The following is a 17,565-nucleotide window of genomic DNA, read 5'->3' on the forward strand; positions in this document are numbered from 1 at the left end:
CGGACTCACCGCGTAACTGGCTACAATTTTTGTACGCAGGTCACATGCACTGGCCGACCGCTCCAAACTTGCGGATGCGCGGCTGGGCGCTATCGCATTCGCGACTACGCCATCGTAGGAAGGTGCGGCAACAGCTTGTCCAAGGTGATCGGATACTCACGCACGCGGATGCCCGTGGCGTTGTGGATGGCATTGGCGATGGCGGCACTTACGCCGCAAAGACCGAGCTCACCGACCCCTTTTGCCTTCATCGGCGATGACTTGTCGTCGGCCTCGTCGAGGAAAATAACCTCCTGATGCGGCACATCGGCATGCACGGCCACTTCGTAACCGGCAAGATCATGGTTGACGAAGAAGCCAAGGCGCTTGTCCACCGCCAGTTCTTCCGACAGCGCGCCACCGATGCCCATGGTCATGGCGCCGATCACCTGGCTGCGGGCCTGCTTGGGGTTGAGGATGCGGCCGGCCGCGCACACCGCCAGCATGCGGCGGATGCGCGACTCGCCGGTGGCGATGTCCACGCCGACCTCGACGAAATGAGCGGCGAAGGTCGATTGCTGGAACTTCTTGGCCAGGTCGCCGAACTCGATGCTGTCTTCGGCCACCACGTCGCCGGACTCGGCGGCTTTTGCGAGCGCGATACTGCGCCCGTCCACGCTGACCTTGCCGTCGGCGAAGCTCGCCTTGTCCGCATCGAGTCCGAGCTTCGCCGCGACGATCCCGCGCAGCTTCATGCAGGCGGCATAGACACCTGCGGTGGAGCTATTGGCGCCCCACTGGCCGCCTGAGCCAGCCGATACCGGGAAATCCGAATCGCCCAACCGCACTACGACCTTGTCCAGCGGTACGCCCATCACCTCGGCCGCGGTCTGGCCGATGATGGTGTAGCTGCCCGTGCCGATGTCGGTCATGTCGGTTTCCACCACGACCTTGCCATCGCCTGCCAGGCGCACGCGAGCGCCCGATTTCATCACCAGGTTGTTGCGGAACCCCGCCGCCATGCCCATGCCCACCAGCCAGCGCCCGTCGCGCACCGCGCCGTGCTTGGGATTGCGCTTGCTCCAGCCGAAGCGTTCCGCGCCTGTGCGCAGGCATTGCACCAGCTCGCGCTGCGAAAATGGGCGCTCCGGCTTCTCCGGATCGACCTGGGTGTCGTTGAGGATGCGGAACTCGACCGGATCCATGCCCAGCTTTTCCGCCATTTCGTCCATGGCGATTTCCAGCGCCATCAATCCGGGCGCTTCACCGGGCGCGCGCATCGCATTGGCTTCGGGCAGGTCCAGTGTGGCCAGGCGCGCCTTGATCATGCGATTGGCGCCGGCGTACAGCAGCCGGGTCTGCTGCACCGCATTCTCGATCCCACCGCCGGGCAAGTCGCCGGACCAGCTTTCGTGGCCGATGGCGCTGATCTTGCCGTCCTTGGTCGCACCGATGCGGATGCGCTGAATCGTCGCGGGACGATGGGTGGTGTTGTTCGCGATCAAGGGCCGGGGCAGCGCGACCTTGACCGGCCGCCCCGCCGCGCGCGCGCCGAGCGCCGCGAGCACCGCATCGGCGCGGACGAACAATTTTCCGCCGAAGCCGCCGCCGATAAAGGGCGAGACCAGGCGAACGTTTTCCTTCGGTATGCCCAAGGTCTTGGCCACATCGCCGCGGCCCCACGCGATCATCTGGTTGGACGTCCACAGCGTGAGCTTGTCGCCGTCCCAGGCGGCGATCGACGCGTGCGGCTCCATCATCGCGTGCGACTGGTCGGGCGTGTGGTAGGTGGCATCGAGTTGCACCGGCGCCGCGGCGAACGCGCCGGCGAAATCGCCGACGGCGATATCGGGCTGATCGCGCTCGGACACCACCGCCGATGGCTTGGCCGCGGCCAGATCGAATGCGCCGGCGCCGCGGTCGTAGCGAATGCGCACCAGGCCGGCCGCGGCGCGCGCCTGTTCGAAGGTCTCGGCCACCACCAGCGCGACCGCCTGGTGATAGTGCTGAATCGCCGGACCGCCGAGCAGCTTGGCGGTGTTGAAGTCGCCCTTCGCCAGCTTGCCGGCGTTGGCGGCGGTCACGATGGCCAACACGCCCGGCGCCCGGCGCGCGGCGTCGAGTTCCATCGACATGATCCGGCCCTTGGCGATGCCGGCGCCGATCACATGGCCGTACACCGAATTGCGGACAGCCTCGTGCTGCTCGTAGGCATAGGGCGCGGTGCCGGTGACCTTCAACGGGCCATCGATGCGATCGAGCGGTTTGCCGACCACCTTGAGCTGGTCGATGGGATTGGTCGTGGCGGGGGTATCGAATTTCATGGCATCACTCCTTCGCCTCGGCCAGCACCGCGGCGAGCGTGCGCTCGGCCAGCAGCAGCTTGAAGCGGTTTTGCTCGGTAGGCCGGGCGCCGTCGAACAACGCGCCGGTCACGGCCTTGGCGCCGTTGACGAGTTGCGCGTCGGCCGCGTCGCTGCGCCATGGCGCATACGCGACACCGCCGACCGCGACGCGCCCGCTGCCGTCGTTGTGGACCACCGCGGCGATCGACACCAGCGCGAACGCATACGACGCGCGGTCGCGCACCTTGCGGTAGATGTGGGTTCCGCCGATCGGCTTGGGCAGGGTCACCGAGGTGATCAGCTCGCCCTGGCCCAACACGGTGTCCAGATGCGGCGTACTCGCCGGGGCGCGATAGAACTGCGCCAGCGGGATGCTGCGCTCGCTGCCGTCGGCCTGCACTGTCTGCACGGTCGCGTCCAGCACGCGCATGGCGACGGCCATGTCGCCGGGATAAGTTGCGATGCAGTCCTTGCTGCCGCCGATCACCGCCAGTTGCCGGCTGACGCCTTCCAACGCGGCGCAGCCGCTGCCGGGAGTGCGCTTATTGCAACGCTGATTCGTGTCGTAGAAGTACGGGCAGCGCGTGCGCTGCAGCAGATTGCCGCCGGTCGTGGCCTTGTTGCGCAACTGCCCGGACGCGCCGGCCACCACCGCGCGCGACACCAGCGCATAGTCGCGACGAATGCGCGGATGGGCGGCCAGGTCGGTATTGCGCACCAGCGCGCCGATCTTGAGCCCGCCTTCGGGGGTCGACTCGATCGCATCGAGCTTGAGCGCATTGACGTCGATCAGATGGCCGGGCGTCTCGACTTCCAGCTTCATCAGATCCAGCAGGTTGGTCCCGCCGGCGATGAACCGCGCGCCCGGCGTGCGCGCCGCCGCCGCGGCCGCTTCGGCGGGCGAGGACGCGCGCTCATAGGTGAAGGCCTTCATGCGGACCTCCCGGCGACTTCGGTAATCGCGTCGACGATGTTGGAGTACGCGCCACAGCGACAGATGTTGCCGCTCATGCGCTCGCGGATCTCCTCGGCGCTCGGCTTCGGACGCGCGGTCAGTTTTTCGCTGACCAGGCTCGGCACCCCGCTCTTGATTTCGCCCAGCATCGCCACCGCCGAGCAGATCTGGCCGGGCGTGCAGTAGCCGCACTGGTAGCCATCGTGCTTGATGAAGGCCGCCTGCATCGGATGCAGTTTGTCCGGGGTGCCGAGGCCTTCGATGGTGGTGATGCGGTCGCCCTCGTGCATCACCGCGAGGGTCAGGCATGCATTGATGCGCCGGCCATCGACCATCACCGTGCATGCGCCGCACTGGCCGTGATCGCAGCCCTTCTTGGTGCCGGTCAGATGCAAGTGCTCGCGAAGCGCATCCAGCAGGCTGGTGCGCGTGTCGAGTTCGAGCGTCTCGGGTTTGCCATTGACCTGGAATGCGACCTTCGTCATCACCGGTGGCCGACCCGGCTCATCCGGCGCCTCCGCAAACGCCACCGAGGGCGCCGCGGCGGCGGCGGCCGATGCCGCGCCGGCCTTGAGCAGTTGCCGTCGGGTGAGGTTGAGTTTAAGCAGGCTGTCCACGTGCAGGGCTCCTTCTCGGCTGGCGATGGCTGGCACGACCGACGTAAGGTAAATCAGTGAATGCAATCCACGCGTGATGTGGTTGGCGCTGCGACCAATGGCTTACGGCGCGACGACACCGGCGCAAGGCCGCCCGTGGTGCGATGCAGCAACGACGCGCGGCCGGCGTGACCCTGTCCCTTGTCTGACCATATCGCCCGGTTTGTGGCCGGGTCACGCCCACCTCGCCGCCGCGCGCCGACTCAGTTCACGCAACCGCGTTGGCGGCGTTGTTCAAGGCAGACTCGAAGCCGCTAGGAAACGCGCATGTGGATCATGGTGGGACTGGACGAATGGATCGTCATCGACGGCCGGCAACCGTGGCAGTGGCCGGTTACGCCACCGCTGGTGGTGCCGGAAACAGGCAGTTTGGCGACTCACGGCCTGAGCGGCTGCGTCGGCGTGGCGCTGGGCTGGAGCAGCGGCCACATCGGCTTGGCCCACGTCTTTTCCGGCTGCACCGACGGACAGGGCCTTCCACCGGGACCGAATACCTGGAATGGCCCCGGCGGTTACCTGGCGCGGCTGGATCACGCACTGAATGCGAGTCAGGCGGCGATCCCGGGCGCGCTGCAAGACCCATACCGTAACGCGGTGCTGGTGTTCTCGGAGAATGCGCCCACGCGCACCGTGCAATTGCTGGACCAGTGGTTGCGCAGCAAGGGCTTCTCGGTTTCGCTCGATGCCGGCAAGGGCGGCCTCAATCTGGTGGCCCCGCGTGACGATGAGGAGGAAATGGACGTCGGCGGCACGGGCCTGCACGCGCAGCACCTCATATCGAGCGACTTGCACTACGGCCCAGGCGGGGAGATGACGGTGTGCGAGGCCTTGTCGAATCAGGCGGCACCCGCGGATCGGTGAGCCGAGCGGAAACGGTTCGCCAGCAGTCGGCATCGACTCACTCTCACCACAGTCGCCTCGCCGCTTGCTTGATTTTCTGCCTGTATCCGCCGACCGCTTGGCGGATATGCAGGACGCGACCGGAAACCGGCCGGTCGACGGCCTCCTTCCGGCCCCTGGCGTGCAGCTGGTGTCCTGTGGACGATTTCACAGCACACGTCGTGGGACTGGTCGGGTGTGGTCGTACAGATTGTCATGTCCGCGGCGATCAAGATCAGGCCGGGCGCGCAGGCGCCCAGGCCGGTTACGACGGTATGTCGTTCAACAGCGCCAGGTCGCGTTCGAACCCGCGCAGCAAGGCCTCGCGCGTGGCCTCCGGCTGGCGCAGGACGGCGGCGGGATGCACCGTGGCAAACGCACGTTGTCCACCGGACAGGACTCGCCACTGACCGCGCTCGTCGGTCAATCGAAATTGCGTTCCCAATACCGCGCGCGCGGCGGTCGCGCCCAGGCAAACCACGACGTCGGGACGCACGATGGCCAATTCATGTTTCAGCCACGGACGGCAGGCATTGACGTGCCGAGCCAAGGGATTGACGTGCATCCGCAGCTTGCCGCGCTGCTGGAAATGAAAGTGCTTGACCACGTTGGTGATGTAGAGCGTTTCGCGATTGATCCCCAACGCGTGCAGCACGCGGTTGAACAGCTTGCCGGCGGGGCCGACGAAGGGACGGCCGGTCAGGTCTTCTTCGTCGCCCGGCTGCTCGCCCACCACCATGATCCTGGCGCGATCGGGGCCTTCGCCCATCACCGCTTGCGTAGCGGGCTCCCACAGCGGGCAGCGGCGGCATTGGCCGACGGCGAGTTTCAACCCCTGCATGCCCTCGTGTTCGATGGCCGGCTGCTGGGCCGGCTGAGCCGGAATTCGTCGCCGCGGCGCCTGCGGCATGCGTTCGGCCATCGCCTGCACGCGCGGCCCGGCGTTGCGGATCAGCTCAGGCAGCAAGTGCGCTTCGGGCAGATGCTTCCAGTACTTTTGCGCCATCTCCTGACGCATCATGCGCGGGTTGAGCCGGGCCGGATTGAAGATGTTGGCGTAGTAGACGCGCCACAGCCCCTCGTTGGCATCGTCGGCCGGCGCGTCGTCGCGGTTCGCGCCCGCGCCGAGACCCAAGCGGGTTCCGTCCCACCACGCACTGCGGTACGGCGTGAGGATCGCCCAGCGCATGCCGGCGAAACGGCGGGCGAAAAACGGGGCGACCCAGTCGACGATGTAATGCTGGGGTTCGAACCAGGCGACGAAGGCTTCGTCCTCGCCGGGCACTTCACGAAAGCGCACGAACGCCTTCATCTTGTGCTTGTCGCGACGCACCGATTTTTCCAGCTCGCGGGCGCGATGCACATCGGGGTCGGTCGCGCGCTCGAGCAGGCCGGCTTCGCCTTCGGCCATGCGCCACAGCAGTCTGTACAGCAGACCGTGACGATGCGGATCGCGGTGGCACAGCACGGCCTCGATCAGCGACAGGAACTCGCGCGAGACCCGCGGCGCGGCGCGCACCGGCGTCAGCGGGTTCGGCACGCCCGAAAACAGGCCGCTTTGCGCCTCGCCGGCCCACGAGATCGCCTCCGGCGCCACGCCCGCGCACAAGGCGTCGCGCGCGTGCTTGCGCCACTCGTCCGCGTCCCAGGGCAGCACCAGTTGTACCGTGTGCATCCCGGCGTGGCTCAGTCGAACAGACCGATCTGCCGGGGGCGCGGCGCGAGTTGCGCGCGCAACCGCGCCGGATCGTCGAGCCGCGAGCGCGGATGATGATCGAGCAGACTGACGAACGGCAGCACCTTCTTCATCGGCACCCGCAACCGCTGCAGATCGGCGACGCGCAAGCGGGCGTGCCGGCGCGATTGCACGATGCGCGCCACGTTGCGCGTGCCCATGCCCGGCACGCGCAGCAGCATCTCCATCGGCGCGGTGTTCACGTCGATCGGAAACTGCCCCGGATTGCGCAAGGCCCAGGCGAGCTTGGGATCGATATCCAGGTCGAGCATGCCGCCGTTGTCCGCCGGCGCGATCTCGTCCACGCCGAATCCATAGAAACGCAGCAGCCAATCGGCCTGGTACAGCCGGTTCTCTCGCTGCAGCGGCGGCGACTGCAGCGGCAGTTTCGAGGAGGCGTCGGGAATCGGGCTGAAGGCGGAGTAGTAGACGCGACGCAAGCGGAAATTGCCGTACAGGTTGTCGGTGGTGGTCAGGATCGCGCGGTCGTCGGCATCGTCCGCGCCGACGATCATCTGGGTGCTCTGCCCGGCCGGCGCGAACCGGGGTGGCTTGGCTCGCTTGGTCGGCGCGGCCTTGCGCGCCTCCTTGCCCTCCTCGATGCGCCAGCGCAGATCGCCCATCGCGGCGCGAATGCGCGGCTGGCTTTTTTCCGGCGCCAACTGGGCCAGGCCGCCTTCGGTGGGCAGCTCGACGTTGATGCTGAGACGATCGGCGTAGCGGCCCGCGGCCGCCATCAACTCCGGCGTCGCATCCGGAATGGTCTTGAGGTGAATGTAGCCTGCAAACTTATGATCTTCGCGCAACGAACGCGCGACCTCGACCAACTGCTCCATCGTGTAATCGCTGTCGCGGATGATGCCGCTGGACAGGAACAAACCCTCGATGTAGTTGCGCTTGTAAAAGTCCAGGGTCAAGCGAACCACTTCTTTCGGCAGGAAGCGCGCGCGGCGCACGTTGCTGGAAACGCGGTTGACGCAGTACGAGCAGTCGAACGTGCAGAAATTGGTCAACAGTATCTTGAGCAGCGAAACGCAGCGTCCGTCCGGCGTATACGAATGGCAGATGCCCATGCCCTCGGTGCTGCCGACGCCGCCCGTGCCGACGGAATTGCGTTTATCGGCGCCGCTGGAAGCGCAGGACGCATCGTATTTGGCTGCGTCGGCAAGAATGGCGAGCTTGTCCAGGATATTCACGTGCTTAGCCTATGATCGATGAGTCTCAAATGCTGAGACGGGAGTTTGCTAAGCCCCGAGTCATCGTTGCCGTCGAAACAGTGAGGGCATGGTCAAGTGGCTTATTCGCTTTCATCCTCGCCGCTGGGCGCAGATGATGACGGAGTGGATGGAACGAAGCGCGCGGCCCATACATTATCCACCAGGTTCGGATATCGCCGCCCGGCCGCCTCCGCGCGTGCCTTGGCCGCTTGCCGCTGCATCTCGGTCAGGGGCTTGGCTTTGCGCTTTTTTCCTGTTTTGGGGCGATCCCAGAACGGCATGTGTTTATCTTTCCACAGCATCTTATTTCTCGCACTCCATCCGCGGCAATGCGATCGGATTGTGTTCGACGACAGACAACATCGGCGAAGGCATTCAATATGACCCGCCAGAAATGCTATCGCAAGGAAGACGCGTGGATCGGCGCCGACCTGAAGGCGGAAGGACCTGCCGCCACCGAAGATCATTCAGCGCTTTGGCCTTAGAGGGCACGGGCCCGGCCGGTAACGTAAGCGATTTTCCGACTATGTCCGTCGCGCAAATTTACCGACCTTTTGCATGGCTGTTTCGGTCATTGCCGTTAAGAACTGAGGCAACCAGCAGCAAGGTCTGACAATTTCTCGAGCCGAAGCCGCCTCGTTGATCCGCACCGGATCGGCGGGGCAGCCGAAATCGGCGCTGCCGGCGAGGTTGAGGTGCTCGTTGCAGGTGCGGTCCAGCAGGTTGTCGATGCCGGCGCTGATGCGGGTCTTGTTGCTGAAGCGGTGGCCGCGTTGAGCGAGAACACCGTGAAGCCACTGCTGCGGCCGATGTCCTGTCCGACCACGTTGCCCTGGCCGACGGCAGTCAGGGCGTACTTTGTAAAAGTATTGCTGTTGCGCCGGCGATCGATGAGCCCACGCCGGTTGAATCAAGCCGGCGCGGAGGCGAGACCTCCACGCCGGCCTGCATCACACCGTGGTGCTTAGTCCAGCTTACGGGCCTGGTCGTAACGCGTATGCACCACGTCGGTCTGCGCAACCGCGTACACCGGCTGGCGACGATAACCGAGACGGCCGGCGAAGAACGCGATCAAGCCGCCCAGCAACAACACGATCAAGCTGCTCCATGCGGCCTTGGACACACCGCTCGCCGCGGTCTGCGCCGCTTCGCGCGCTTTCTGCTCGGCCTGGACCTTGAGCTGCTCGTACTTGGCCATCGCCTCGGCGTAGGTGCGTGCATAACGATCGGCGGTCGCGCGCGCCTGCTCCGGCGACTGGCCGGTGCGTGCGGCGATCAGATTCGCGAGCGCGTCCTTGTCGGCGGCGGCCAGGGCCGGTTCGCCGCGTTCGCGAACCTTGGCGAACCAGTCGCTCAGTTCGACACTGGCCGCCTGCGGGTCGACCGCGGCGTCGCGCGCGCCGGCCTGAGCGTCGTTTACGCTTTTCTGCGCATTCTCGCGCAGGCGCTGAGGGTCGAGGTCGGCCTTGCCGGTCTGACGCAGCGCGGTGTCGAGTTCGCCCTTGAGGTCATCCCAATCCAGATCGATGCCGTTCTCGCGCAGCTGCGCCTTGACGCCCGAGGCCACCTGCGGCGCGGCCGCGGCGACACCCTGGCCGGCCAGGCTCAAGCCCTTGCCGACGGTGTTGGCCGCCGCGCCGGCCAGGCCGGTCGCCAGCGAGGCGAGCAGCCAAACCGTCGCCAGCGTGGTCAACGACCACGCCAGCAGGCCATGCAGGGCGCCTTGTACTGGCGCCGAGCGACCTGCGATGTATGCGCCGGCGAAGATCGAGAGCAGCGTGGTGACGGTCAGCCACACACCGGTGCCGGTGCCGAAGCCGGCCAATGGGTGTGCATCGCTTAGTGGATCGAGCGCGGACGCGCCGATCGCCGTGCCGAGCACGCTCAGAATCAGATAGACGATCAAGGAAATCAGGCCGCCGGCGAAAACGGCACCCCAGGAAATGCGCGCAACGCGCGGTCGAACGACGTGGGTGTTCATGGATGACCTCTGACAAACGGTGGGGGCACGCGCGGCGCCGGGTCGATACAGGCGCAGTAGCCGGCATCAGGCGTCGCGGGTGGTGGTATCGAACTCGAGCGGACCGACCACAGGACCAGTCCATCGATCGGCGCTCAGTCTGGGGATCACGCCACGGTGCGTCGCCGCGCAAATGCACCATCGGCGTTGGTGCATTCGCGTCATCCTCTAATCACGCCACCGACACGATGCTGGTCGCCCTATCGCACATCTCTACACACGGTCACCCATGAACGACGCCGTCCTGCACCGCCAGACCGATCGCCACCAGCTGCAGCAGATCATCCGCGGCCTCAGCGACGGGGTGATCCTGGTCGAGCCCGACCAGCGCATCGTCTGGGCCAATGATGCCGCGCTGAAAATGCACGGCGTCGACACGATCGACCGGCTGGGCGCGACCGTGAGCGAGTACCGCGAACGCTTCGAGCTGCGTTACCGCAATCACCATCGCCTGGTGGAGGGCAATTACCCGATCGACCGGGTGGTCGCGGGCGAGGCCTTCAGCGACGTCGTGGTCGAGGTGGTGTCGGTCACCGAGGAAGACAGCCGCTGGGTCCATCGCGTGCGCAGCCTGGTGCTGACCGATGCCGACGGCGCACCCGATTGCCTGGTGCTGATTCTCGCCGACGCCACCGATTGGGCCAGCGCCGAACAACGTTTCGAGAAAACCTTCAACGCCAATCCCTCGCCCGCGGTGATCTGCAGGCTCAGCGATCTGCGCTACATCAAGGTCAATCTCGGATTTCAGGAAATGACCGGCTACGAGCGCGATCAGGTCATCGGCCGCTCGGTCTACGAACTGGACGTGCTCGAACGCGCACAGGGCAAGGACCTGGCGATCGAGCGCTTGGGCACCGGCACCACGATTCCGCAGATGGAAGCCGAACTGAGCCTGCCCGACGGGGGAACCAAGCTGGTGATCGTCGCCGGCCAGCCGATCGAGGTCGGCGAAGAGGCCTGCATGTTGTTCACCTTCATGGACCTGGAGCCGCGGCGCAAGGCCGAACTGGCGCTGCGCCAGAGCGAGGAGCGATTCGCCAAGGCCTTCAAGCTGACCCCGGTGCCGACCCTGGTGTGCAGCGCCGATCGCCTGTCGATCCTGGAAACCAACGAAGCGTTTTCCACCGTGACCGGCCATGGCGCCGAGGAGGTGATCGGCAAGACCATCGCCGCATCGGGGGTGTTCGAACAGACCGCCGACGCCTTGCAACTGGGCGCCGCGCTGGCCGGGCAAGGCGCCTTGCACAACCTGGAATTGCGCGTCTCGCGCAAGGGCGGTGACGCGCTCGACTGCCTGGTCTCGGCCGAAACCGTAAGCATTCACGGCGCGGACTGCTATTTGCTGGTGCTGCTGGATATCAGCGACCGCAAACGCAGCGAGATGGAATTGGTGACCGCGATCGAGACGGTGATGCAGGACGCGTCGTGGTTCAGTCAGACCCTGATCGAAAAGCTGGCCAACGTGCGTCGCTCCAACGCGCCAGGCATCAGTCAGGCCGAGTTGAGCGAACTGACCGCGCGCGAACGCGACGTGCTGGGATTGATCTGCGAAGGCCTCGCCGACAAGGAAGTCGCCGCGCGTCTGGGACTGGCACCCAATACGGTTCGCAATCACGTGGCCGCGCTGTATTCCAAGCTGAGCGTCCACAGCCGCAGCGAAGCGATCGTGTGGGCGCGCGAACGCGGTTTCTTCGGAAGGACTGGCGCGACGCCCGTGAAAGCGAAAAAGCGGCCGGCGCGCTGATCAGGCGCAAATGCACTAGTCACTCTGGGTCATTTTTCGCTGTCGCCGCGGTGGCGCGATGCGCATAGTGGTTTCGGACCCGGCGTAGCTCACGACCGGCAACCAACTCCCCCGACTATGAGGTGCAGCATGGACAAGAATCGTATCGAAGGCGTGGCGAAGCAGGTCAAGGGCTCGGTCAAGGAAGCGATCGGCAAGATGACCGGCGACACCAAGACCGAGCTTGAGGGCACGGCCGAGAAGAATATCGGCAAAGCCCAGGCCAAGGCCGGTGAGTTGGCCGACAAGGTGCGTGACAAACTCGACAAGTGAGGTGAGATACCGATCCGGCAGCCGGATCGGAGCATCACGCCGCCTGCAGCGGCCATGGCCGACCACGCATCGAAATGCGCGGCCGGCCATTTTTTTAATCGGCGCCGCGGCCCCTTCGCATACCGTCGCCGCCAAGCGGTAAATCTCCGATAGACAAGACGGCGACTTTATTCGAGACCCGGCGATCCTTCTAACGATCGAACCCGAGTCAGCCCCACAAGCTTATGGAAATTTCCGATGAGTACGAGCCCAAAGATGGCCTGCCGGATCCCGCAGCCTCGGCGCTGATCGCGGCGCTGAGCTTCGATCAAATTCAGGCCATTGATGCTGCCTTGCTAGCGGCAGCCGACACTGGATGGCGCAAAGTCGCCTATGTGGTCGCCACTGCGCTTACAGCCAACTCGGCTCATGTTCCAGGCCTTCCGGATGTCTACTATGCGCAGCGTGTCCGGGACATGGTCGCGAATGGCTCGCTTGCGGCGCGAGGAGACCTGTCCCGTATGCGATACAGCGAAGTTCGCATTGCCGGCGGTGCCGTCGGCAGCCCTGCCTAACAACTTTTTACGGCCGAAGCCGCTTCGCGGCTCGGCGCCGAAAGGGACGGAGCGTCGCGTCGGTACGTCCAGCCCCTGAATCGGCGCGCGCACTGCTGGGGCAGTTGGTGCCTATGTACCTTCCAGGTAGTGTGCTTTCTGGGCCGGATAGTAGTCGTCGAATGATGGGAACGGCTTGCCTTCGCGAGCAGCAACCAGCATGTCCAGGTAGTACTCCCAGCCCGGGCCTACATCTCCAGCCAATTTCCGATCGCTCAGGGGCTGCACGAAGCGCAGTTCCGTTGTGCTTCCAATCAGTGTCAACGTCAGCTCGATCCGCCAATCGCCGTAATCATCCTTCATCGTGACCACCAAGCGACGCGGCGCTTCGCATGCTTCGATCTTCACGTCGGACCACGGCTGGCCTTTTTCATGGATCAGTTGCAGCCGTATGACATTGCCAACGCCAGCTTCGCCTTCCCAACCGCCGAACCACAGCGCGGTCTTATCGGGCTTGGTTACGCTTTCCCATACGTCATCGACGGTCGCTTGAAACAAGCGCGTGATAATCAAATCGTTGCCATGAAGGTGGCCGGTGGGCTTGGGGCTCATCTTGTCTCCTCGTTGCCATAGCGTTGAAAGACCGATTGGAGTGCTGCTGACTGGTAATGGGGGGCTTCTCGCGGAGAGATCCCCTTTTGCTAGCTGATCTTGCGCAAGCCGCTTCGCGGCTCGACTTGCGGTTCGTTGCAGTTCTTCGAGACGAGGCTTGAGCCACTCGGATACTCTACGAAAGATCGTTCAGTACACGGTCGAACCGCACGAGCTACTGCAAGCACCCTTCCCCAGCCACTGCCTGGAGACTCAAGCACTCGCGCATGTCGCTGCCGATCGGCTTGGTTCTTGCACCAGGAATAAAACATGAACTGCGAGGTACTGAATGTGGGGCCTCGCTCTTCCGCTCGTCTGGTTCACGGCGAATGCGATGTTCGGTCTTCGGCGCTCATCAGGCAACTGGCAATCCATCGGGCGCCTGGCCGATTCGCCAGGGATATCATTCGCCAGGGATCTCATTGGCGACGAGCGTCGTTTCATCGCGGTTCTACGGCCCATTTCGCAAAAAGGCCGCGAGGCCGCGGATGCGCCCTGCGCTAGACTGAATGCCATCGTCCCCTTGAGTGCGCCATGATCGCAACCGACGCCTCGCGCGACCACGGCATCGTCACCGTCGACACCGGTTTTCGACGGCCTGGCTTCGATGCCGCGCACCTCGTGATCGAACGCGGCCGTGCGGCCTGACATCGGCTTGCTTCGCTCCTTGGTAGACGTAGTCGGCGATGCTGAAAAAGCGATACGGGGTCAGCCGGTCGATGTTCGGAATGCCCCGGGGATGGATGCTGCCGTACACCTCGTCGCGTGGCGCGAATCCGGCCAGGCACATCGCCAGCATGTACTCGTCGAACGGCATCATGAATTGGCGCGAGACGAAGTGCATGCCCCAGTTGAGCGAATGCGGCAGCTTCTCCTTGCGCATCCATGCGGCTTCGTCGACCGGGATGTCTTCGATCAGGTTGCGTGACTTGGGGCTATGGCCTTCGACGGCCGCTGGCTCATCGCATACCCCTGGCTGCGCGCCGTGCGACCGTCCACCGCACTGCATCGCCGCGACGTGTGGCGGGCGATGTGCGGTGCAATTCCACGCGCCAACAAAGCATTGACGAACTCACCGGAGTCATAGCCCTTGTCCGCGCCCAGACTCGCTTCGGCGTCACGAATCAACGCAACAGCAGGTTGTAGTTCAACTGCTCCATCAGCAGGCGCTCGCTACGCGCGCTATAGACCACTTGCAACAGGCCGGCACGCAACGGATGTTCCGGCGGAATCGACGGGTGCCCACGTTCGAATAGCGACGTGGCCAGTTCGTCGTTCAGTTCGAGCAACAACGTATCCACCAGCACGCGCAGGGTTCGAATCGGATGAGTCGTGGGCACCGGGTCTTCCACTGACACGCACGGCAACAGGGCGGGTTGCTGGTCGTGGGGTTGTGCATAGGAAGTCGGGCGATTGAAGAGGGCTATTACTTTCGTGGGTTTTTCGGATTTCCCAACGGCCTGTTAGAGCCTCAGACAGAGGGGCGATCGGTGCGCGGGTGGGTGGTCGATGGACATTTGGCCAGGCGCGGAACGGCCCCGCCGATCAGAAGTTGAGCGTGGCTTGGCGGCGGACCGAGCCCAATGCCCCAGGCACGGCGCGCGACAGTATTCGTCGGCGCGACCGCACTTGCACCGCGCGCCCGACCGGCTATCGGAAATGGCTGCGACGGGCATCCCAGTCTTCAACCGTGGAGTTACAGCGCTGGCCGCAACCGCTTGGAAGGGTGACTAAGATTTCCGCTGTATTGGGGACCATCAAGGAGGATTTATGAAATATCGCACTATCGTAGGGGCGGCGGCGATTTGCCTGGGGCTGACGGGCTGTCCTTGTCAGACGGTCACTCCGTCCATCAAAGTCACCGGGAAACAATCCACCACGCCCATGGGTGAGCAGCAAGATCTGACGATCGAGGCAGGGGTGACCGCGTCATGCAGTACGGGCCGCAGCATGCTGAGGATGATGAATGCAATGAGCGCCCTGGATGCGGCTGACATCGCGGTCGACATCACCACTCAGAACACCATTATCTTGGACGGCTCGGGGACCGGCACGCTGGCGGTCAAGCAGGGCGAAACAGTGCTCGGATCGACGTCCTTCGGTTTCGTTGTGGCCGACTCGATGGCGGTGGCCGCGAATCCGGCCGCGCTCAACACGTGGTTGGCCAACTATCCGTCGGCCGATGGATTCAACGTTGAGCTGGACGGGGTGCAAAAGTTCGACATCGCGCCGGGCGCGGCAACCGTGACCGTGGAAGCCGTGTATGGATCGACGGTGATTGCTGCGGACAGTTCCTCTTGGACGACGAGCGGCAGCGGCTGCGTCGGCAACCCGGGCGGCGGCGGCGGGGAGACCCTTCCTGAGATGCCCATCATCGATGACCCGGGCACCGGTTGCCCATAAGCTCGTGAACCGGTGGGCCACGACTCGCACAGCATCAAGGGCGCATCGATGCCCTTGATGCATCAGCGCGCAAGCGGTTCAACTCAAGCTCGCACGCCGAACTCGGTCCTGTAGAAGCGATTCGGTGGCGCCACTTCACCCGGGTAAAAATTGGTACTGGGCTTTTTCGACCCTTCGTCCGGCAATAGTCTGGCGGCCAAGCCCTCGCCTCCCTCGACCTTCGTGTTCTAAAAAAATCGACCGTCAACGGCACAGGAGGAAGCACATTGATCAGACATTCGTCTCTGACTCCAGCGACAGCGATTCTCGGCCTGTCTATCTTCTCCGCACACGCCCAGTCCCCATCTGCCATGCAATCGATACAGACGTCTGTATCCGGATGCACAACGTCGACGGAATGGGTCCAGGAAGGCAGCAGTTACTACTATGGCCGCGGCAAAGTTCAGTGCAGCACGGGCCGCTATACGATCAAACTTCAGTGTCGCAATCTGCAATCCGGTGAGGGATATGTCGTCTATGGCGCTGCGCCGGTAGATGCTCCCAATACCGCCACTACCACCTGCAACACCGGTAACCGGGCCGAAGGTGTCTTCCCCGTCGAAGACCCGCCCTCGTTGGGCCTGACCGGTTGCACCCCGTGGACGGAGTGGGTCCATGAAGGCAGCAGCAGCTATTACGGCCGCGGTCGCGTCGCCTGTGACACCGGCCACTACAAAGTGAAAATTCAGTGCCGCAATCTACAGACGGGGGAAGGCTACATCGTCACCGGAGACGTGGCGGTAGCGGCTCCGAATACAGCCACCACCACCTGTTACTCGGGTAACAGAGCAGACGGGGTCTTCGCCGTCGAGGATCCGAGACCTCCCGGCGTCAGCGGTTGCGCGACGTGGCGGGAATGGATCCATGAGGGCAACTCTCACTACTACGGTCGCGGCAGTGTTCAGTGTGAAAGCGGCGCCTACAAAGCTCAGCTGAACTGCAGCAATCTCCAGACGGGTCAAACCTATGTGAAACAGAGCACCACAGCGTATGCCCCCTACATCGCCACCACCACCTGCAATACCGGCAACAGGGCGAATACGGTAGAGGTAGTGCCCCAGTGATTTCTGGACTGGGCTACTCCGGGCTCAATGAGTATCTCCAGTCGGTGCTTCAATGCCCCTGAGCTGCACTAATCTTCATCTGACGTCCTGCCAGTCAAGCAAAGCCAGAACTACTTCGGCTATTCGATAGGATTCGCACAGTTCTACGGAAACCCCAAGGTCATGGTCTTCGGGTTGGAACGCGAAAAGGCGCACACGCTACCCAGCGAGTGCGCCGATCTACTCAGAGCAAGTCACGTCATCCGAACCGAAATCGAAGATGGCACGGTCCAGGCCCAAGGCTACAAAGTCGATTTGAACGCCTTAGACCAGAAAAATTTTGGCGACTAACTGAGAATCGCGCGGCATCCGCTTGATTAATACGGCGCTCGATAATGTGGAATTCCCCGATATCAATGAAGGCATCGTAGAGACTGCGCCTTGGACCCACGGTTACATTGAGGAAAACGTATGGAAGGGCGCCGAGGTAGTCTTGAGCGACTTTTGGAGCTACTTCTTTCCCGGGAATCCAGGTACGAGAAGCGCATCGAATGACTGTGCCTCGGTCCGGCTTAGAGTCGTGGTGGGCAGGCGAGCTCCAAACTGTCGCAAGCGATTATGCGGACATACCCATCACATCCAAGCCGAAGCCGCTTCGCGGCACGCCGCAATTTATCGTTAGGAGACTCGGAAAATGTCTAGAGCATTTCTGCTTTCGTTCCTTCTCCTAACTGCGTGCTCGACGGTTGGCCAGGACAAAGCCCACGGACCATTAGCAAAACAGGTCGGGCATCATGTTGAGCTTAAGGGAGGCTACACCATTGGCAAGCTGGCTAATGCTGTCAGTTCCCAGCGCTGGTACGTCTATTTGTTCGAACCGTTTCAAGTCCCCAGCAAAATAAATCCAGGCACCCAGATCATCGCCCGCGGCAGGCTTGAGTTCGCTCAGGGCGTTCGCGGGTCAGACTGTAGCGCTTATGACTGCGCGGTTCCCGGCATACCAGCGCATTACTTCATTCGAGGCGCCTCTGTCGTAGTCGCGCCCTGACAAGTC

Annotated in this window: 16 protein-coding genes and 2 pseudogenes; 7 read left to right on the forward strand and 11 right to left on the reverse strand. The window is 63.7% G+C overall.

The genetic code is table 11. The annotated features are described in order from the left end of the window. Positions 1 to 104: 104 nt before the first annotated feature. The 3 genes from paoC to paoA are packed head-to-tail and all read right to left on the reverse strand — an operon-like array spanning position 105 to position 3,887. The gene (gene paoC / locus AC3A4T_RS18840) at positions 105 to 2,303 is read right to left on the reverse strand and encodes an aldehyde oxidoreductase molybdenum-binding subunit PaoC (protein WP_487676762.1); all 2,199 of its coding nucleotides are present in this window, start codon (positions 2,301 to 2,303) and stop codon (positions 105 to 107) included. Positions 2,304 to 2,307: 4 nt separating this feature from the next. Then, on the reverse strand, positions 2,308 to 3,258 hold the full coding sequence (locus tag AC3A4T_RS18845) for an FAD binding domain-containing protein (protein ID WP_487676763.1): 951 nt from the start codon (positions 3,256 to 3,258) through the stop codon (positions 2,308 to 2,310). Beyond that, complete coding sequence (gene paoA, locus AC3A4T_RS18850; protein ID WP_487676877.1) at positions 3,255 to 3,887, reverse strand: aldehyde dehydrogenase iron-sulfur subunit PaoA; 633 nt, start codon at positions 3,885 to 3,887, stop codon at positions 3,255 to 3,257. Before paoA ends, AC3A4T_RS18845 begins: the two co-directional genes overlap by 4 nt. 315 nt (positions 3,888 to 4,202) lie before the next feature. Between paoA and AC3A4T_RS18855 the strand changes: the two genes are divergently transcribed. After that, positions 4,203 to 4,796 (forward strand): hypothetical protein, encoded by a 594-nt coding sequence (locus AC3A4T_RS18855; RefSeq protein ID WP_487676764.1) that lies wholly within the window; start codon positions 4,203 to 4,205, stop codon positions 4,794 to 4,796. A 283-nt stretch (positions 4,797 to 5,079) separates the two neighbouring features. Here the strand turns inward: AC3A4T_RS18855 and AC3A4T_RS18860 are convergent, their stop codons facing one another. From AC3A4T_RS18860 to AC3A4T_RS18880, 5 genes and pseudogenes are all read right to left on the reverse strand, one after another. Next, positions 5,080 to 6,489 (reverse strand): UdgX family uracil-DNA binding protein, encoded by a 1,410-nt coding sequence (locus AC3A4T_RS18860; RefSeq protein ID WP_487676765.1) that lies wholly within the window; start codon positions 6,487 to 6,489, stop codon positions 5,080 to 5,082. Positions 6,490 to 6,500: 11 nt separating this feature from the next. Then, on the reverse strand, positions 6,501 to 7,745 hold the full coding sequence (locus tag AC3A4T_RS18865; RefSeq protein ID WP_487676766.1) for a putative DNA modification/repair radical SAM protein: 1,245 nt from the start codon (positions 7,743 to 7,745) through the stop codon (positions 6,501 to 6,503). 101 nt (positions 7,746 to 7,846) lie between these two features. Further along, entirely contained in the window at positions 7,847 to 8,068 is a 222-nt protein-coding gene (locus AC3A4T_RS18870; protein ID WP_487676767.1) for a hypothetical protein, read from the reverse strand. Positions 8,069 to 8,401: 333 nt separating this feature from the next. Further along, positions 8,402 to 8,610 (reverse strand): annotated as a pseudogene (locus AC3A4T_RS18875) (TonB-dependent copper receptor); the annotation flags it as partial. 120 nt (positions 8,611 to 8,730) lie between these two features. Further along, the gene (locus AC3A4T_RS18880; RefSeq protein WP_487676768.1) at positions 8,731 to 9,747 is read right to left on the reverse strand and encodes a YrzE family protein; all 1,017 of its coding nucleotides are present in this window, start codon (positions 9,745 to 9,747) and stop codon (positions 8,731 to 8,733) included. Positions 9,748 to 10,015: 268 nt separating this feature from the next. Here AC3A4T_RS18880 and AC3A4T_RS18885 point away from each other — a divergent pair, with 268 nt between their 5' ends. From AC3A4T_RS18885 to AC3A4T_RS18895, 3 genes are all read left to right on the forward strand, one after another. Continuing rightward, positions 10,016 to 11,530 (forward strand): helix-turn-helix transcriptional regulator, encoded by a 1,515-nt coding sequence (locus AC3A4T_RS18885; protein WP_487676769.1) that lies wholly within the window; start codon positions 10,016 to 10,018, stop codon positions 11,528 to 11,530. Between the two features lie 129 nt (positions 11,531 to 11,659). Then, a complete protein-coding gene (locus AC3A4T_RS18890; protein ID WP_487676770.1) occupies positions 11,660 to 11,842 on the forward strand; it encodes a CsbD family protein in 183 nt (60 codons plus the stop codon). A gap of 224 nt (positions 11,843 to 12,066) precedes the next feature. Beyond that, the gene (locus AC3A4T_RS18895; protein WP_487676771.1) at positions 12,067 to 12,396 is read left to right on the forward strand and encodes a DUF3658 domain-containing protein; all 330 of its coding nucleotides are present in this window, start codon (positions 12,067 to 12,069) and stop codon (positions 12,394 to 12,396) included. Positions 12,397 to 12,507: 111 nt separating this feature from the next. On the opposite strand, the gene AC3A4T_RS18900 is transcribed toward AC3A4T_RS18895, so the two are convergent. From AC3A4T_RS18900 to AC3A4T_RS18910, 3 genes and pseudogenes are all read right to left on the reverse strand, one after another. After that, positions 12,508 to 12,987: an SRPBCC family protein gene (locus AC3A4T_RS18900; RefSeq protein ID WP_487676772.1), complete on the reverse strand. Its 480-nt coding sequence runs from the start codon at positions 12,985 to 12,987 to the stop codon at positions 12,508 to 12,510. Between the two features lie 610 nt (positions 12,988 to 13,597). Beyond that, on the reverse strand, positions 13,598 to 13,909 hold the full coding sequence (locus tag AC3A4T_RS18905) for a hypothetical protein (protein WP_487676773.1): 312 nt from the start codon (positions 13,907 to 13,909) through the stop codon (positions 13,598 to 13,600). A gap of 244 nt (positions 13,910 to 14,153) precedes the next feature. After that, positions 14,154 to 14,384 (reverse strand): annotated as a pseudogene (locus AC3A4T_RS18910) (transposase); the annotation flags it as partial. A 412-nt stretch (positions 14,385 to 14,796) separates the two neighbouring features. On the opposite strand from AC3A4T_RS18910, the gene AC3A4T_RS18915 reads away from it, so the two are divergent. The 3 genes from AC3A4T_RS18915 (at position 14,797) to AC3A4T_RS18925 (ending at position 16,862) form a co-directional block, all read left to right on the forward strand. Further along, positions 14,797 to 15,429 carry a hypothetical protein gene (locus AC3A4T_RS18915; protein WP_487676774.1) on the forward strand — a complete coding sequence of 211 codons (633 nt, stop codon included), beginning with the start codon at positions 14,797 to 14,799 and terminating at the stop codon, positions 15,427 to 15,429. A gap of 350 nt (positions 15,430 to 15,779) precedes the next feature. Continuing rightward, on the forward strand, positions 15,780 to 16,532 hold the full coding sequence (locus AC3A4T_RS18920; RefSeq protein WP_487676775.1) for a hypothetical protein: 753 nt from the start codon (positions 15,780 to 15,782) through the stop codon (positions 16,530 to 16,532). 87 nt (positions 16,533 to 16,619) lie between these two features. Then, on the forward strand, positions 16,620 to 16,862 hold the full coding sequence (locus AC3A4T_RS18925) for a DUF4262 domain-containing protein (RefSeq protein ID WP_487676878.1): 243 nt from the start codon (positions 16,620 to 16,622) through the stop codon (positions 16,860 to 16,862). Positions 16,863 to 17,565 lie beyond the last annotated feature (703 nt).

Source organism: Lysobacter sp. Soil_N_51 (assembly GCF_057655755.1).

Excerpts from the sequence above, each read along its gene's own strand:
- paoC (WP_487676762.1), bottom strand. The coding sequence starts at position 2,303 with ATGAAATTCGATACCCCCGCCACGACCAATCCCATCGACCAGCTCAAG.
- AC3A4T_RS18845 (WP_487676763.1), bottom strand. The coding sequence starts at position 3,258 with ATGAAGGCCTTCACCTATGAGCGCGCGTCCTCGCCCGCCGAAGCGGCC.
- AC3A4T_RS18855 (WP_487676764.1), top strand. The coding sequence starts at position 4,203 with ATGTGGATCATGGTGGGACTGGACGAATGGATCGTCATCGACGGCCGG.
- AC3A4T_RS18860 (WP_487676765.1), bottom strand. The coding sequence starts at position 6,489 with ATGCACACGGTACAACTGGTGCTGCCCTGGGACGCGGACGAGTGGCGC.
- AC3A4T_RS18870 (WP_487676767.1), bottom strand. The coding sequence starts at position 8,068 with ATGCTGTGGAAAGATAAACACATGCCGTTCTGGGATCGCCCCAAAACA.
- AC3A4T_RS18880 (WP_487676768.1), bottom strand. The coding sequence starts at position 9,747 with ATGAACACCCACGTCGTTCGACCGCGCGTTGCGCGCATTTCCTGGGGT.
- AC3A4T_RS18885 (WP_487676769.1), top strand. The coding sequence starts at position 10,016 with ATGAACGACGCCGTCCTGCACCGCCAGACCGATCGCCACCAGCTGCAG.
- AC3A4T_RS18890 (WP_487676770.1), top strand. The coding sequence starts at position 11,660 with ATGGACAAGAATCGTATCGAAGGCGTGGCGAAGCAGGTCAAGGGCTCG.
- AC3A4T_RS18895 (WP_487676771.1), top strand. The coding sequence starts at position 12,067 with ATGGAAATTTCCGATGAGTACGAGCCCAAAGATGGCCTGCCGGATCCC.
- AC3A4T_RS18900 (WP_487676772.1), bottom strand. The coding sequence starts at position 12,987 with ATGAGCCCCAAGCCCACCGGCCACCTTCATGGCAACGATTTGATTATC.
- AC3A4T_RS18905 (WP_487676773.1), bottom strand. The coding sequence starts at position 13,909 with ATGCGCAAGGAGAAGCTGCCGCATTCGCTCAACTGGGGCATGCACTTC.
- AC3A4T_RS18915 (WP_487676774.1), top strand. The coding sequence starts at position 14,797 with ATGAAATATCGCACTATCGTAGGGGCGGCGGCGATTTGCCTGGGGCTG.
- AC3A4T_RS18920 (WP_487676775.1), top strand. The coding sequence starts at position 15,780 with ATGCAATCGATACAGACGTCTGTATCCGGATGCACAACGTCGACGGAA.